This is a genomic window from Enterococcus sp. DIV0774 (assembly GCF_050539095.1).
In the GTDB taxonomy this organism is placed as follows: Bacteria; Bacillota; Bacilli; order Lactobacillales; family Enterococcaceae; genus Enterococcus; species Enterococcus faecalis.
The window spans coordinates 812,501-827,371 of the sequence record NZ_CP172923.1; the positions used below are offsets into that span (position 1 = coordinate 812,501).

Annotated in this window: 12 protein-coding genes, 10 tRNA genes and 2 riboswitches (1 of these 24 running past the window's edge); of the genes, 18 read left to right on the top strand and 4 right to left on the bottom strand. The window is 36.8% G+C overall.

Annotated elements, in window-relative coordinates; genetic code table 11:
- The 10 genes from IGL86_RS03990 to IGL86_RS04035 all read left to right on the top strand — a co-directional run.
- Positions 1-20, top strand: a tRNA-Glu gene (locus IGL86_RS03990); it begins 52 nt to the left of the window's first position.
- Positions 21-47: 27 nt separating this feature from the next.
- Positions 48-120: transfer RNA gene (locus tag IGL86_RS03995), tRNA-Val, on the top strand.
- Positions 121-130: 10 nt separating this feature from the next.
- Positions 131-206: transfer RNA gene (locus IGL86_RS04000), tRNA-Asp, on the top strand.
- A 45-nt stretch (positions 207-251) separates the two neighbouring features.
- Positions 252-324: transfer RNA gene (locus tag IGL86_RS04005), tRNA-Phe, on the top strand.
- Positions 325-329: 5 nt separating this feature from the next.
- A tRNA-Tyr gene (locus IGL86_RS04010) sits at positions 330-410 on the top strand.
- Positions 411-414: 4 nt separating this feature from the next.
- A tRNA-Trp gene (locus tag IGL86_RS04015) sits at positions 415-488 on the top strand.
- Positions 489-524: 36 nt separating this feature from the next.
- A tRNA-His gene (locus IGL86_RS04020) sits at positions 525-597 on the top strand.
- Between the two features lie 14 nt (positions 598-611).
- Positions 612-683: transfer RNA gene (locus IGL86_RS04025), tRNA-Gln, on the top strand.
- A 25-nt stretch (positions 684-708) separates the two neighbouring features.
- Positions 709-779: transfer RNA gene (locus IGL86_RS04030), tRNA-Cys, on the top strand.
- Between the two features lie 14 nt (positions 780-793).
- Positions 794-877: transfer RNA gene (locus IGL86_RS04035), tRNA-Leu, on the top strand.
- A gap of 17 nt (positions 878-894) precedes the next feature.
- On the opposite strand, the gene IGL86_RS04040 is transcribed toward IGL86_RS04035, so the two are convergent.
- The 3 genes from IGL86_RS04040 to IGL86_RS04050 all read right to left on the bottom strand — a co-directional run bounded on the left by IGL86_RS04040 (position 895) and on the right by IGL86_RS04050 (position 4,090).
- Positions 895-1,155, bottom strand: a complete 261-nt coding sequence (locus IGL86_RS04040; protein ID WP_010713556.1) for a hypothetical protein — start codon at positions 1,153-1,155, stop codon at positions 895-897.
- Positions 1,156-1,219: 64 nt separating this feature from the next.
- Positions 1,220-1,387: riboswitch (M-box (ykoK) riboswitch) on the bottom strand.
- 62 nt (positions 1,388-1,449) lie between these two features.
- The gene (locus tag IGL86_RS04045) at positions 1,450-2,229 is read right to left on the bottom strand and encodes an ABC transporter ATP-binding protein (protein WP_002360638.1); all 780 of its coding nucleotides are present in this window, start codon (positions 2,227-2,229) and stop codon (positions 1,450-1,452) included.
- An 88-nt stretch (positions 2,230-2,317) separates the two neighbouring features.
- Positions 2,318-4,090, bottom strand: coding sequence for an ABC transporter permease subunit (locus tag IGL86_RS04050; protein ID WP_002384764.1), 1,773 nt, complete (start codon positions 4,088-4,090; stop codon positions 2,318-2,320).
- A gap of 44 nt (positions 4,091-4,134) precedes the next feature.
- Positions 4,135-4,302: riboswitch (M-box (ykoK) riboswitch) on the bottom strand.
- Between the two features lie 314 nt (positions 4,303-4,616).
- On the opposite strand from IGL86_RS04050, the gene IGL86_RS04055 reads away from it, so the two are divergent.
- The 3 genes from IGL86_RS04055 to IGL86_RS04065 all read left to right on the top strand — a co-directional run bounded on the left by IGL86_RS04055 (position 4,617) and on the right by IGL86_RS04065 (position 7,424).
- Positions 4,617-5,132: an AAA family ATPase gene (locus IGL86_RS04055; protein ID WP_002384763.1), complete on the top strand. Its 516-nt coding sequence runs from the start codon at positions 4,617-4,619 to the stop codon at positions 5,130-5,132.
- A 268-nt stretch (positions 5,133-5,400) separates the two neighbouring features.
- On the top strand, positions 5,401-6,999 hold the full coding sequence (locus IGL86_RS04060) for an Nramp family divalent metal transporter (protein WP_002382010.1): 1,599 nt from the start codon (positions 5,401-5,403) through the stop codon (positions 6,997-6,999).
- Positions 6,999-7,424, top strand: a complete 426-nt coding sequence (locus IGL86_RS04065; protein ID WP_002358161.1) for a universal stress protein — start codon at positions 6,999-7,001, stop codon at positions 7,422-7,424. The genes IGL86_RS04060 and IGL86_RS04065 overlap by 1 nt, the downstream gene beginning before the upstream one ends.
- A gap of 54 nt (positions 7,425-7,478) precedes the next feature.
- On the opposite strand, the gene IGL86_RS04070 is transcribed toward IGL86_RS04065, so the two are convergent.
- Positions 7,479-9,149 (bottom strand): PucR family transcriptional regulator, encoded by a 1,671-nt coding sequence (locus tag IGL86_RS04070; protein WP_033624890.1) that lies wholly within the window; start codon positions 9,147-9,149, stop codon positions 7,479-7,481.
- Between the two features lie 380 nt (positions 9,150-9,529).
- Between IGL86_RS04070 and IGL86_RS04075 the strand changes: the two genes are divergently transcribed.
- From IGL86_RS04075 to IGL86_RS04095, 5 genes are all read left to right on the top strand, one after another.
- Positions 9,530-11,191 (top strand): peptide ABC transporter substrate-binding protein, encoded by a 1,662-nt coding sequence (locus IGL86_RS04075; protein WP_002363656.1) that lies wholly within the window; start codon positions 9,530-9,532, stop codon positions 11,189-11,191.
- Positions 11,192-12,442, top strand: a complete 1,251-nt coding sequence (locus IGL86_RS04080) for an amidohydrolase family protein (RefSeq protein WP_161633945.1) — start codon at positions 11,192-11,194, stop codon at positions 12,440-12,442.
- Complete coding sequence (locus IGL86_RS04085; RefSeq protein WP_010815950.1) at positions 12,439-13,656, top strand: amidohydrolase; 1,218 nt, start codon at positions 12,439-12,441, stop codon at positions 13,654-13,656. The genes IGL86_RS04080 and IGL86_RS04085 overlap by 4 nt, the downstream gene beginning before the upstream one ends.
- Positions 13,657-13,890: 234 nt before the next feature.
- Positions 13,891-14,370 carry a GAF domain-containing protein gene (locus IGL86_RS04090; protein ID WP_033625490.1) on the top strand — a complete coding sequence of 160 codons (480 nt, stop codon included), beginning with the start codon at positions 13,891-13,893 and terminating at the stop codon, positions 14,368-14,370.
- Between the two features lie 66 nt (positions 14,371-14,436).
- The gene (locus IGL86_RS04095; protein WP_025192069.1) at positions 14,437-14,868 is read left to right on the top strand and encodes a VOC family protein; all 432 of its coding nucleotides are present in this window, start codon (positions 14,437-14,439) and stop codon (positions 14,866-14,868) included.
- Positions 14,869-14,871: the final 3 nt, after the last annotated feature.

The window sequence follows — 14,871 nt, forward strand, 5'->3', positions numbered from 1 at the left end:
TTCGAGTCCCGTACGGGTCATTTATTTTAATAGTAACATTCCTTTTTGGAGGTTTAGCTCAGCTGGGAGAGCACCTGCCTTACAAGCAGGGGGTCAGCGGTTCGATCCCGTTAACCTCCATTACTCGGTTGGTTCCGTGGTGTAGGGGTTAACATGCCTGCCTGTCACGCAGGAGATCGCGGGTTCAAATCCCGTCGGAACCGCCATTTAATGTTGTTACTTGAAAATTATTTGAACAAGCTTTTGTTTTAGGCGTGGTAGCTCAGTTGGTAGAGCAACGGATTGAAGCTCCGTGTGTCGGCAGTTCGACTCTGTCTCACGCCATTTATGGAGGAATAGCGAAGTGGCTAAACGCGACGGACTGTAAATCCGTTCCTTAGGGTTCAGTGGTTCGAATCCACTTTCCTCCATTTTAGGGGCATAGTTTAAAGGTAGAACAACGGTCTCCAAAACCGTTGGTGTGGGTTCAATTCCTGCTGCCCCTGCCATTTAATTATTTAATAGATACACTTTTTAAGATTACGGCGATCGTGGTGAAGTGGTTAACACACCAGATTGTGGCTCTGGCATTCGTGGGTTCGATTCCCATCGGTCGCCCTTTGTAATTTTATTGGGGTATAGCCAAGCGGTAAGGCAACGGACTTTGACTCCGTCATGCGTTGGTTCGAATCCAGCTACCCCAGTTTTTTTGTAACAAAAATGGAATATGGCGGTATAGCCAAGTGGTAAGGCAGAGGTCTGCAAAACCTTCATCACCGGTTCAAATCCGGTTACCGCCTTCCAAAAATATCTTGCCGGCGTGGCGGAATTGGCAGACGCGCTGGACTCAAAATCCAGTTCCTTCACGGGAGTGCCGGTTCGACCCCGGCCGCCGGTATACTAAAGACTGTTAAATCATTGATTTAACAGTCTTTTTTGTTTATTATTTTCTCGAATACATAAAAAAACCATCTCAAAAAAATGAGATGGAAAGTTAAGTGAGAGAGTGATAAGTATAGTGCGAATAAATACAAGGGTTACAGAAGAATGTGGGGGTTCTGCATCATCGTCATTAAATGTTCCTGCAGTGGGAATATGAATTTCTGTCATATTATATTCAATAACTTGAACTGTGATGATTACAACAGTTCCAATGATTGCTAACATAGTAGTCATACTTTCACTCCTCTCTTAATTTTAAATAAAAGTACTTAACTGATTGACTAGAGACTAAAAATATACATCAACATGAACGTTGAGCTTTAGCACTATACAACGTAAAGATCACTCTTAGCTATTTTGAGAAAAGCCTTCTCCTCGACCAGTCTTGTTCTACTCATTGGTGTCTCTCGACATTTCTGAGCAATAGCCTATGTTTGTATAGGAGCCTCACCTAACTTATTACAAAGAAATAATAGTCTTTTAAGTAACTCTTTGTCAAGACATAAGCAGAAGTCAAAACAGTTCTATTTACAAATGAATGCGACGAACCATTTCTTCTGTTATTTGTTCTACAATATCAATGGTTGTTTTTGGCGAACGTTGATTTCTGGGGATATCGATTGAGTAAATTTTGGCAATACGACCAGGATTTGCATCCATTAATACAACCCGATCAGAAAGTTGGACTGCTTGTTGAACGTCATGCGTGATCATTACAATTGATTTAGTCGCAATTTGATTGTTTAGCCAAATTTCTAATAAATCGTTAGATAATTGGCTGGCTGTAATGATATCTAAAGCTGAAAAAGGTTCGTCTAAGAGCAATAAGCTAGGTTCGATGGCTAAAGCACGAGCAAAGCCTACACGCTGTTTCATTCCACCAGATAACTCTCTGGGATATGCTTTTTCAAAACCAGTTAAACCAATCATTTCAATGAGATTACTGACTCTTTTATTTATTTGTTCACGGGAAATTTCTTTACGGTTTTCTAAGCCAAAGCTGATATTTTTTTCAACTGTCAACCAAGGAAAAAGGGCAAAATGTTGAAAAACCATGCCGATATTGGCATCAGGCTCATTAATGATTTTATCTTCAAAAGTAATTTCACCTCTAGTTGTACGAAGAAGTCCAGCGATACTTCTGAGCAACGTTGATTTTCCTGTTCCTGATTGTCCGATAATACTTAAAAATTCATTCGTTTTAACCGTTAAATCAATATTTTCAAGGACTTTTAAATGTTCTGAATGTCCTTCAATTTCAAATTCTTTATATACTGATTTTATGCTTAATAATTCTTTATTTTCCATCGTCTTATTAGATAGGCAAAGGGAAATCACCTATCGTTCTCCTCTCTAGTTTATCTTAAAAATTTAGTCGAGTTGAGTCGTCCAGCTATTAATAGTGAAATTTTTGTTTTGCTGCTCGATATAAAGGCTGCCAAACAAAGGCGATACATAAACCAACAACGAAACACATCGCTAAGGTTCCTAAGGCAGATTTATCTTTTACGCCATCGTTTGCCGCAATATATTGTCCTAGGCCAGTAACATCTATTGATTTTTTTCCCCATTGAATGCTTTCTGCTGCGATATCAGCGTTCCAAGCAGCACCAGCAGCGTTAATAATTGCTGTAATGAGGTAAGGTAAAATAGAAGGGATCAAAAATTTTGTCCACCATTGCCATTTAGATAATTTAAAAAGTTTGGTTACGTCACGAATATCATCAGGGATGGCTAAGTAGCCAGCAATTACATTAAAGAAAAAATACCATTGGCAACCAACCATGATGAGTGGTAGAATCCACCATTCTAATTTGTTGAAGCCCATACTAATAATCAACACAATGAATGGAGTATAAACATTTGACGGAATGGAGCCTAAAATTTGTCCAATCGGTTGAACGATACTTAAGCGCCGATTATCATTCGCAACCCAGATTGCTAAGGGAGTAAAGATAATGCCAGCAACGACCATGGCCAAGGTAACCCGTAGTGTAGTATAAAGGGTTAATCTAGGAATCATGCTGAAATCTTGATGGGGCAAGAAATGATAGAGCTTAATAGAACAATAAACCCCAATAATGGTTAAGCTGACATACCATAATGTTTTGAAGAAATGGCGTAATTTTGCTAGTAATCGATAGAGATAGTCTAGCTTGAAAAAGTACCAAACTTTTGGTAAATCGTAAATCCAAAAATGACTGAATTTCACAAAAGCTTTTGAAAAGTATTTCGTTAAAGTTGCTTTTTTTAATAAATGATAAATGATGGATTTAGGTGGCGTCGTACTTTCGACATCTGTTTCATATTTAAAATAATAAGTGGCTCGAACTAAAGGTTGAAAAACTAAAAAGTTTAAAATCACCACATTGATTAATAAGGCAAAAACAGCCCATAAACAGGATTTAAAGTCGGCTCGATTTAATGCTACTTGGATATAAGAACCAATTCCTGGTAAATAAAGGTTGGTTTCTTTAGGAAAGGCAACAGAAGCTTGCTCGCTGGCCACCAAGGCAAACCAAGCCGCAGTTTGAGAAATAATAACGTTCCAAAGTAAGCCAGGAATTGAGTAAACAAATTCAAGACGCCAAAATTTTTCCCAAGCATTGTACTTGAACTGATCGGTCACATTGACTAGATCTGAAGGAATAACTTCCATTATTTGATAAAGAGTCAACATGATGTTCCAAGCTTGACCTGTGAAGATGGCAAAAATAGCAACCGCTTCTGCGCCCATCACATTTCCTGGAAATAAACCAAGTAACCAAGCAGTTGTAAAGGTCAAAAAACCTAGCAATGGAACAGATTCAAGGAAATTAACTAATGGTAAAATGACTCTTCTTGCCGTTTTATATTTTACGGCTAAAATACCAAAAACAAAGGAAAACAGGAAGGACCAAGCCATACCCACAATCATTCGAAACATGGTTCGAATTGAAAAGTAAAAAAGATTTGATGGAGATAAGAAATCATCTGTTTTACTTGGTGTTGCGAGGAATTCTTCTGAGGGAAGGGTGTGAAGAGGGCGATTCATTTTTAGCCAAGAGAAGACGATGATAAAAATGAAAATGCCTAAAATGATGAGTAAGGTAAGATTCCCGATACTTTTAGCAAGTAGGGTATTTTTCTTAGATGATGCAGTGACAGCTTTCAATTTAAAAACCTCCAATTAATCATATTAAAGAGGTCGCCGAATAAAAGAAGAAGATTATAGGGTAATCACAATAATTGAGCTTTGGCTTTCTGAGACGTAAGAAAAAAATTCTAGTTATCTTAGGAAAGCCTTAATTCGACAATCCCTGCTTTACTCGTTACTGTCTCTCGACATTTCCGAGCGATAACCTGTGTTCTTCAGAGTAACCTCACCTAATATGATTCTATTTGATTTACATGCTTATCATACTCGTGACTAAAAATAAAACAATTTCTAGCTGGTTATACCTGAATTACTGTTTGTTGTTATTCTATTCAATGATTCTTAAAAAGATTGCCCACATTCTGTTTTTTTAGGGAGAAATTATCAGATGAGTATGTTATGTAACCCGAGGTTAATAGCGTAGGATGTTGTATTTTTAGTTTGTCTCGTTTACTGTTAAAGATGTAAGTAGTAACTATAAGTGAATGGCTAAAAAAATTAAAAGTAATCTAGCACCTAAATTAAACAACAAAGAAATTTGTTCAGAAGAAAGGAAATTATGATGATTATTTGGTTAAACGGTGCGTTTGGAGCCGGAAAAACGACCATTGCACATGAGTTACAACAAAAACTTCCCAATGCAATCATTTATGATCCAGAAATTATTGGTAGTGCATTGATGGAGCTAGTTCCCGAAGAAATGAAAGAAAATGATTTTCAAGAGTATCAGGAATGGCGTTGCTGGAATGCTCATTTATTAAAACGAATGTCCAAAGAGTCTGGACGGCCGATTATTGTTCCAATGACCCTTTATAAAAATGAATATGAAGAAGAGCTGATTGGATATCTGAGACGAGCAGGCATTGACGTTTATCATTTTTTGTTAGCGGTCGAGAAAGAAGAAATTTTACAGAGATTATTGAAAAGAAATGATGGAACTTTTGAATGGGGGAAAAATAAGTTGCCCGAAGTACTTGAAGGTTTTCGTCAGATTCAGTTTACCGAGATTTTTAGAAATCATTCAGCTGACACGACAGAAATTGTAGCAACCATTCTTAATAGAATAACCGAATAAAAATAAAATAAGGGACCTAAGCCGAAATGACTTAGGTCTCTTATTTTCTACTTCTTAAGATAATCAACTACCAGCTACCCTGATTTCTTCAAACTTTAAGACCGCACATTTACGACAATCTATTTTTACACTGTCAAAATTTTCTTTCAAGTCTTGCATTTTGTTATTTTTAGCAGTATATTTTAGGTGTACCTAAAATATATTAGAGGTTAACCTTCTAACGGGAAGGGCCTTTTAAAATTATTGCAAAACGAAAGAAGGAATTGAATTGAAAAATTCAGAAGAACATGAACCAAAGCAAAGACATCATTTGATTGAATATGCAAATGGTCCTTCGCTTGAAGAAATTAATGGCACCATCGACGTGCCTAAAAATATGAGTTTTTGGAAAACGTTATTTGCTTACTCAGGTCCAGGAGCATTGGTAGCAGTGGGGTATATGGATCCAGGAAACTGGTCTACTTCAATTACTGGGGGACAAAATTTTCAATATTTATTGATGTCGATTATTTTAATTTCCAGTTTGATTGCAATGTTGCTCCAATATATGGCTGCTAAATTAGGCATTGTTTCACAGATGGATTTAGCACAAGCGATTCGTGCTAGAACTAGTAAGACGTTAGGTATTGTATTATGGATTTTAACAGAGTTAGCAATTATGGCTACAGATATCGCTGAAGTTATCGGGGGCGCAATTGCCTTATATTTATTATTTCATATTCCTTTAGGTCTGGCTGTCTTCATTACGGTATTTGATGTTTTACTTTTGTTGTTATTGACAAAAATTGGTTTTAGAAAAATTGAAGCTATTGTTGTTGCTTTAATTGTTGTTATTTTTGTGATTTTTGCTTATCAAGTGGCATTGTCAAATCCAGTATGGGGAGATGTAATTAAAGGGCTGGTTCCTAGCGCAGAAGCTTTTTCTACATCACATGCGGTGAATGGGCAAACGCCACTGACAGGTGCATTGGGGATTATTGGTGCAACAGTGATGCCTCATAATTTGTATTTACATTCTTCTGTTGTACAAAGTCGTAAAATTGATCGTAAAGATAAAACCGATATTCAACGCGCTTTACGCTTTTCAACTTGGGATTCTAATATTCAATTAACGATGGCATTTTTTGTTAACTCTTTGTTATTGATTATGGGTGTGGCCGTTTTTAAATCCGGCAGTGTCAAAGATCCTTCATTCTTTGGTTTGTTTGATGCTTTATCAAATCCAGCGGTTATGAGTAATTCTATTTTAGCGCATATTGCAGGTTCTGGAATTTTATCAATTTTATTTGCGGTAGCCTTATTGGCATCAGGACAAAATTCAACAATTACAGGAACGTTAACTGGTCAAATCATTATGGAAGGCTTTATTCATATGCGCGTGCCAATTTGGTTACGTCGGATGGTCACACGTTTGTTATCTGTTATTCCTGTCTTAATCTGTGTTTTAATGACCAGCGGGAAAAGTACAGTGGAAGAGCATATCGCGATTAATAATTTAATGAACAATTCACAAGTTTTTCTAGCATTTGCTTTGCCATTTTCTATGTTGCCTTTACTGATGTTTACAGATAGCCGTGTTGAAATGGGTGAACATTTTAAAAACTCGTGGTTAATTAAATTGTTAGGCTGGGTTTCTGTCATTGGCTTAATTTACCTCAATATGAAAGGCTTACCTGATCAAATTGAAGGATTTTTCGGTGATAATCCGACAGCGAGTCAAATTACGTTAGCCGATAATATTGCCTATGTCATCATAGCACTCGTCATCCTCTTGTTAGTTTGGACGGTTGTGGAATTATATAAAGGCGATAAACGATATGCACAGCAGCTTGCAGCTATGGAGCAACAAGTAGAGGAGGTTAAATAATGAAATTTTCAAAAATTATGGTTGGTGTTGAAGAGTCGCCAGATGCGTTAAAAGCATTTCATTATGCTATCCAAAAAGCAAAAGAAGAACAAGCTGAATTGGTTATTGTTTCGATTTTAGAAGAGAAAGAGATTAATGTTTACCAATCGTTAGATAAAAATTATTGGCAAGAACAGTTGGCGAAATTAGAGAAACAAACGGAAAAATATCAACAAGAAGCGTTAGCGAATGGCATCGATAAAGTAAGTGTAATTGTCAATGAAGGGAACCCAGGAGAATTAATTATTAATAAGCTTATTCCTTTGAATAAACCAGATTTGTTAATTATTGGCTCCAAGTCAACTAGCAAATTAAAAAGCTTTTTTGGTAGCCAAGCAGCTTATATGGCTCGATATGCACCAATTTCTGTAATGATTATTCGCTAACAAAATTGAAACAGTTAAAAAAGCCGCCACGATTTACTATTCGTGGTGGCCTTTTTATAGTAATTTTTGTTTATATAAATAAACAGCCAAACTTAGTTGTAGCGAACTATCAGGAAATTCTAAAGTTAAGTGAAGAATCTCTTCTATTTTTTTTAAGCGGTAAATAATTGTATTACGATGTACATACATATTTGTGGCAGTCAACGAAATATTTTTATTCGATTGAAAGTAGGTGTTGATGGTTTCTAGTAGGGAACTTTCATGTTTTTGATCTTCTTTTTCTAATGGTTCAATCAATCGTTGATATATTTTTTGTTTGGCTTTTTTGGTCAGGGTTTCGATCATTAAACGATAAAAAAAGAGGTCGTCATAATTCAAAATAGTTCGTTGTTGTAATTCTTGACTTGCTTGTGCTAAGTGGAATGTTTCTTGTGCTAATTTATAAGAATCACACAGATTGGTGATTTTTTTGACAGTTGGCCCAATCGCTAATTTAAATGATAATTTTGGATTCAGTTTCATTAGTTGCTCTAGTAAATTCTTGGCAAGATGAGTGGTTTGTGCAAGGTAGGTGGCTTCCTCTTGTGCTGGATTTTCTAGTAATAAAATAAAGCCAGTTTGTGTAGGAAAGGCAGTAATTTTTTGTCGATATCCTTCTAAAATATGATTCAATTGATGGCCAATGCTATTCATTTGAATAGTCGGATTAAACAGTTGTTCCAATTGTTCAATGGCTACAAGCAAGAGACTAAATGTATCTTTTTCATTTAATTGCAGATAATTACTAAATTCTTGCCAAGCTTGAGGATTGGTATTTTTTTCTTGGATAAGGTCTTGAAACAGCGCCCCAATCTTTTGCCTCGTTGTTAAATTTTCCGAAGATTCTAATTGAAGTTGTGGTAAAAGGTAGTGAGCACAGACCTCTACAGATAATAAATCAATCGTCTGTAATTTTTTGGTAGTTTGCCAAATCACTAAGTAAGATAAGCTGAGATTTTTCTTTTTGATGGGTAAAATTCGCAAAGATAACTGATGGTTCGCTAAGGAAAATTCAACAGTCAATGGTTCTTTATAAAATAATAGGAGCTCATTGTTCTGGGCTTTTAAAGCTGTCTCAAACTGTTTTTTGAGAGTCGCGTTGTTTAAAATACTGGTGATTCTTGTTGGCGCATCAGGTAAATCAAAATGATTCATAATCTGAAAACGCTCGTCTAAAAGCATTACAGGCGCTTGAATCGCGGCACTTAATACTTCTAATAATTGGGTACTTTTTCCGCCAGCTTTGATAATTGTATAAAATTTATTATGCATATGAACAGAATGTTGGCTAATCGTTTCGTCAGGTTGATTGACTCGGCGATTGACCAATGAAATAATTTGAGAAAAGTTGTAATTATAAGGGATTGAGAGAATTGGTAATCCGACGTCATTCGCTAATTGGATCATCTCTTGTGGAACTTCATTGAAATAGCGTTGGACTTTAAAGCCTAGAGCAGCGCAGTTCATATTTGCTAGTTCTTGAATAAGACGTTTTTGCAAGCAAGGCTGATCTTTGAAAATATAGCCGGTAGTTAATAAAATTTCTCCTGGCGTTAACCAGTCAAAAGCATCAGGATTTTCTAAAATATTTGCTTGTAGAATTGGCGCATCTAAATTGGTCTCGTGCGTCAATAAGGTTAAACCAGGTAGTTCTTCTGCATGGAGTAGATCATTGACCGTCATCATTAGCAAGGCCTCCTTTTGTATGAATTATCTAAAAATTAAGTGTATTTATTGTAAGATGTTACAAAACTATTTTAGGGAAAATAAGGTATCCTTATACTAATAGAAAAAAGTTCCAAGTCATCACGTGATTGGTAGTCACAAGTGACCAAATAAGAACAATCAGCGCTTACAACCTATAGAAACGCATCGTTTAAAGATATAGCAATAGTATACTTAATTTTTAATGCTTTTACTATTGTTTCAGCTACTTTAAATTTCTCAAGTATTTCTATAATCTGTAAGTTTTTTGAGACTCTTATCAGATATGCTTCTTTTTCTATATTTTATCAGAAAATTCTGGTAACTTTGAAGGTTATAGTTTGTAAAATGGAGGGATCGGTATGAAAAAATTAAAAATGTTAGGATGCGTCGGTTTGCTTTTAGCTTTAACGGCTTGTCAGGCGGGAACGGGAAACTCGGCTGATAGTAACAAAGCAGCGGAACAAAAAATTGCAATTAGTTCTGAAGCGGCTATTTCGACAATGGAACCACACACAGCGGGGGATACGACCTCGACTTTAGTCATGAATCAAGTTTATGAAGGACTCTATGTTTTAGGTAAAGAAGACGAGTTAGAGTTGGGGGTCGCTGCCGAAGAACCAGCGATTTCTGAAGATGAAACCGTTTATACATTTAAGATTAGAGAAGATGCCAAATGGTCGAATGATGATCCAGTAACAGCAAATGACTTTGTTTATGCATGGCAACAAGTTGCTTCCCCTAAATCAGGGTCGATTCATCAAGCGTTATTTTTTGATGTCATTAAAAATGCTAAGGAAATTGCTTTAGAAGGCGCAGATGTGAATACTCTTGGGGTTAAGGCGCTAGATGATAAAACGTTAGAAATAACTTTAGAGCGGCCTACCCCTTATTTGAAATCATTACTTTCGTTTCCTGTTTTGTTTCCACAAAATGAAAAATATATCAAAGAACAAGGGGATAAATATGCCACTGATGCAGAACATTTGATTTATAATGGTCCTTTTAAATTGAAAGAATGGGATAATGCCTCTTCCGATGACTGGACCTACGAAAAAAATGATACGTATTGGGATGCTGAAAAAGTTAAATTAACAGAAGCGAAAGTTTCAGTAATTAAGAGCCCAACGACAGCGGTGAATTTGTTTGACTCGAATGAATTGGATGTAGTGAATAAGCTAAGTGGTGAATTTATTCCTGGTTATGTTGATAATCCAGCCTTTCTTTCAATTCCTCAATTCGTCACATACTTTTTAAAAATGAACAGTGTTCGTGATGGAAAAGAAAATCCGGCTTTAGCGAACAACAATATTCGTAAAGCGTTGGCACAAGCTTTTGATAAAGAAAGTTTTGTAAAAGAAGTCTTGCAAGATCAATCAACGGCCACAGATCAAGTAATTCCGCCGGGACAAACGATTGCGCCAGATGGAACAGATTTCACAAAACTAGCTGCTAAGAAAAATAACTACTTAACCTACGATACAGCGAAAGCAAAAGAATTCTGGGAAAAAGGGAAAAAAGAAATTGGGCTGGATAAAATCAAATTAGAATTTTTAACAGATGATACAGACAGCGCCAAAAAAGCTGCTGAGTTTTTCCAATTTCAATTGGAAGAAAATCTAGACGGATTAGAAGTGAATGTTACTCAAGTTCCTTTTACTATTCGTGTTGATCGTGATCAAACGAGAGACTATGATTTAGAATTATCTGGTTGGGGAACCGATTATCGTGATCCATTAACAGTTATGCGCATTTTTACTTCGGATAGTACCTTGGGCGGCGTAACGTTCAAGAGTGATACGTATGATCAATTAATCCAAGAGACTAGAACAACACATGCGGCTGATCAAGAGGCTCGTTTAAATGACTTTGCTCAAGCACAAGATATTTTGGTGAATCAGGAAACGGTTTTAGCACCAATCTACAATCGAAGCATTTCTGTATTAGCTAATCAAAAAATCAAGGATCTGTATTGGCATTCATTTGGACCTACGTACAGTTTAAAATGGGCTTATGTTAACTAATTGAATGAAGGTAGGAAGGGGTTTGTCATGCTTTTAAAAAACTGTAAATTAGAAACAGGATTTTCTACTGTGAATCAGCGAATTGTTGCGACAGAAACAGCTAGCTATGATATTCGAATTGAAAACGAGGTCTGTACTGCGGTCGCACCGCAGTTAAGGCCTTTAGAGAGCGAAACAGTTATCGATGTGAATCAGCAACTCGTTTTACCTGCTCTAAGAGAAATGCATATTCATATTGATAAAACGTATTTTGGGGGACCTTGGAAGGCCTGTCGTCCACTAACGAAAGGAATTTTAACACGTATTGAAGAAGAAACTTGGCTGTTACCTGAACAATTACCAACTAGTTTAGAACGTGCTTGCCAAGTTATTGAGCAGTATATTCAACAAGGCCATTATCATATTCGCAGTCATTGTAATGTAGATCCATCTATTGGAACGAAACATATTGAAATTACTAAAGAAGCATTTAGTCGATATGAACAATACGTTACTCATGAAATTGTGGCTTTTCCTCAACACGGATTACTCCGCTCACAAGTCGAACCTTTGATGCGCGAAGCCTTACGCATGGGGGCAACTCATGTCGGCGGCGTTGATCCAGCCCTTGTGGATCGTCATGTGGATCATTCAATCGCAAAAATATTTGAATTAGCTACCACATTTAATAAAAAAATTGATGTTCATTTACACGCCCGTGATACTTTGGGACTTTATGAATTTAATAAATTTGTTGATTATACAGAACAAGCAAAGATGTTTGGCAAAGTTACTTTAAGTCATGCTTTAGCTTTGGGGAGCTTAGAAGAAGCAGCAATTAGAGACATTGCGCAAAAATTCATCGAAACAGGGATTGATTTGACTTCGACTGTACCGATTGGAATGCCCACCATGCCGATTCCAACCTTGGTTGAACAAGGTGTTAAGATCTCCGTGGCTCATGACAGTTTGACGGATCATTGGTCGCCTTTTGGCAGTGGCAATACAATAGAAAAATTAAATACAGCCGCTCAAAGATTTAAAATTAGCGATGAGTATCGCTTGAATCGTTTATGGGGCTTAGCGAGTAATTTTGTAACGCCTCTTGATCCTAACGGGCAGCGAGTTTGGCCTAACGTCGGCGATTCTGCAGATTTCCTACTATTTAATGCTGAGAGCACTGCTCACGTGATTGCACGCCAACAGCCAATCCAACAACTGATACTAAAAGGACAACTGGTTGAAGCCGTTCAAAAGGGGGAAAGAGAATGACAGCATCCATTGTTTATTTGAATAATGTTCGTTTAGAAACTGGTTTTGCTAAAGACCACCACGAATTAACGTATACTAAAACCGCACGCTATACTTTAGCGATTCAAGAAGGCAAAATTCAAGCGATTATTCCGCAAAATCAAGTCACTGAAAAGCAACAAGGAACTGATTTAAACGGACAACTGGCTATTCCCGCTTTTCAAGAGAGCCATAACCACTTAGATAAAACCTACCTTTCATTAGGCTGGCGTGCTAGCCAACCTGTTAAGAATTTAAAAGAGCGTTTAGCAGACGAAGCCAGTGAACTTAAATTGTTAGCGCCGTCAACAGAACAACGAGCGACGGCCATGATTGAAAAATTGATTGGGTATGGAGCCTCTTATATTCGGACACATGTCAACATTGATCCTTATGTAGAACTAGAAAACTTCTGGGGCGTCAAAAGAGCCTTAGAAAAATATGCGCATGTGATTGATTATGATATTGTTGTCTTTCCACAGCATGGATTATTAAAAAATCCCCAAACGGTTTTACTCATGAGAGAAGCCCTAAAAAATGGTGGAACAATGGTTGGCGGTTTAGATCCTGCAGGCATTGATTATGCAATTGAAGAATCTTTAGAAACCATTTTCGATCTGGCAGAAGAATTTCAAGTAGGAATCGATATTCACTTGCATGATACGGGGGAAGTGGGTGTTTATACAATTGATAAATTTTTAGACATTTTGGAAGAACGAAAATTTACTCAGCGAACCGCTATCAGTCACGCCTTTGCGCTGCTAGATGTACGACCAGCAGAAAAAGAAAAACTATACCAACGCTTGGCAACGCATCAAACGGCGATTATGTCTACAATTCCCTATGATCCTCGTTATTTATTGCCACCAATTGATGTGTTACGCCAAACTGGTGTATCGGTTCATTTAGGTAGTGATGGCTTTTTTGACTCTTGGAGTTCTAATGTTTCAGGTGATTTATTTGAAAAATTACGTAATTTTTGTGAAATGACAGGAAAGATTACAGAAGAGCAACTTACTCAAGCTTACGTCCATGGCTGCGGCAAAGAAGCACCTTTTTCATTTGAAGAAGAACGTCTTTGGTTTACAGAAGGCGACGAAGCAAACTTTATCTTTACAGAAGCAGCTTCTACAGCAGAAGTGATTGCTAGAAAACCACAGAAACGCCAGATTATGTTGAAAGGACAATGGGTTTAACTTGCTTTAAAATTAGGTAGAAATAGAATGCTAAAAAGCCAAACAGAGGAAACAGGGTTCAGCTCTGAGCGACACATAGTGTCAGTCCAGCGGTTACTCGTCACAGTTTAATCCTTATAAAGTGCTTCTGCTCACAACGTGTATCAGCGTTTCAAGTTTGTTTGACTCACTTTAACATAGCACTTTTGCGTATCTTCCTTTATAATAAGACAAAATGAAGGAGATGAACCAAGCATGACTGAACAAACGAGAGAAAACAAAAAAGCAGCCTACGAATTGTGCTTACAACAATTGAGCGGTTTGTTAGAAATAGAAACGGATGCTATTGCAAATTTAGCAAACTCGTCCGCGTTAATTGCACAAACATTACCAGATACCGTTTTTGCTGGGTATTATTTATATAAAAATGAAGAATTAGTTTTGGGTCCTTTTCAAGGGAAAGTCTCTTGTACCAGAATTAAAATGGGCAAAGGTGTCTGTGGTGAGTCCGCGGAAAAACAAGCTACATTGATTGTTGATAACGTGAAGACACACGCCAATTATATTTCTTGTGACTCAGCTGCGATGTCTGAAATCGTTGTACCAATGGTAAAAAATCATCAATTGGTCGGTGTTTTAGATATTGATAGTGGTGTAACAAATAGCTATGATGCGGTTGACCAACTGTATTTGGAAAAATTTGTTACCTTGTTACTAGAAAAATCAGATTTTTAAGCAGACTATTTTTGCTTTCTGACAAATCATGAGAAAATAAAGTATAAAATTTGATCATGAAAGAAGGTGAGTCATTTGTTAGAGCTGTATATAAATTTTAAAGGTGAAGCAAAAGAAGCAATTGCGTTCTATGAAGATGTTTTTGATACAAAATGTCAAAATTTAATGACTTTTGGCGAAGCACCTGAGGATCCTGAGCATCCTATAAGCGACGAGATAAAGGATTTAGTGATGAACGCAAGTATCATTATTGAAGGAACCTATGTAATGATTTCAGATGTTCCTGATATGTTTGGTTTTGAAGTTACGGAAGGAAATAACCTTTCGCTCGTGGTTAGCACAGATGATGATGAAAAAATTGATCGCTTATTTAAACGATTATCTGAAGGTGGCACTGTTACAATGCCATTGTCTGAAACTTTTTGGTCCAAAAAGTATGGTTCCCTGAAAGATCAGTTTGGCATCCATTGGATGTTTAATTATTATGAAGAAGATTAAAAT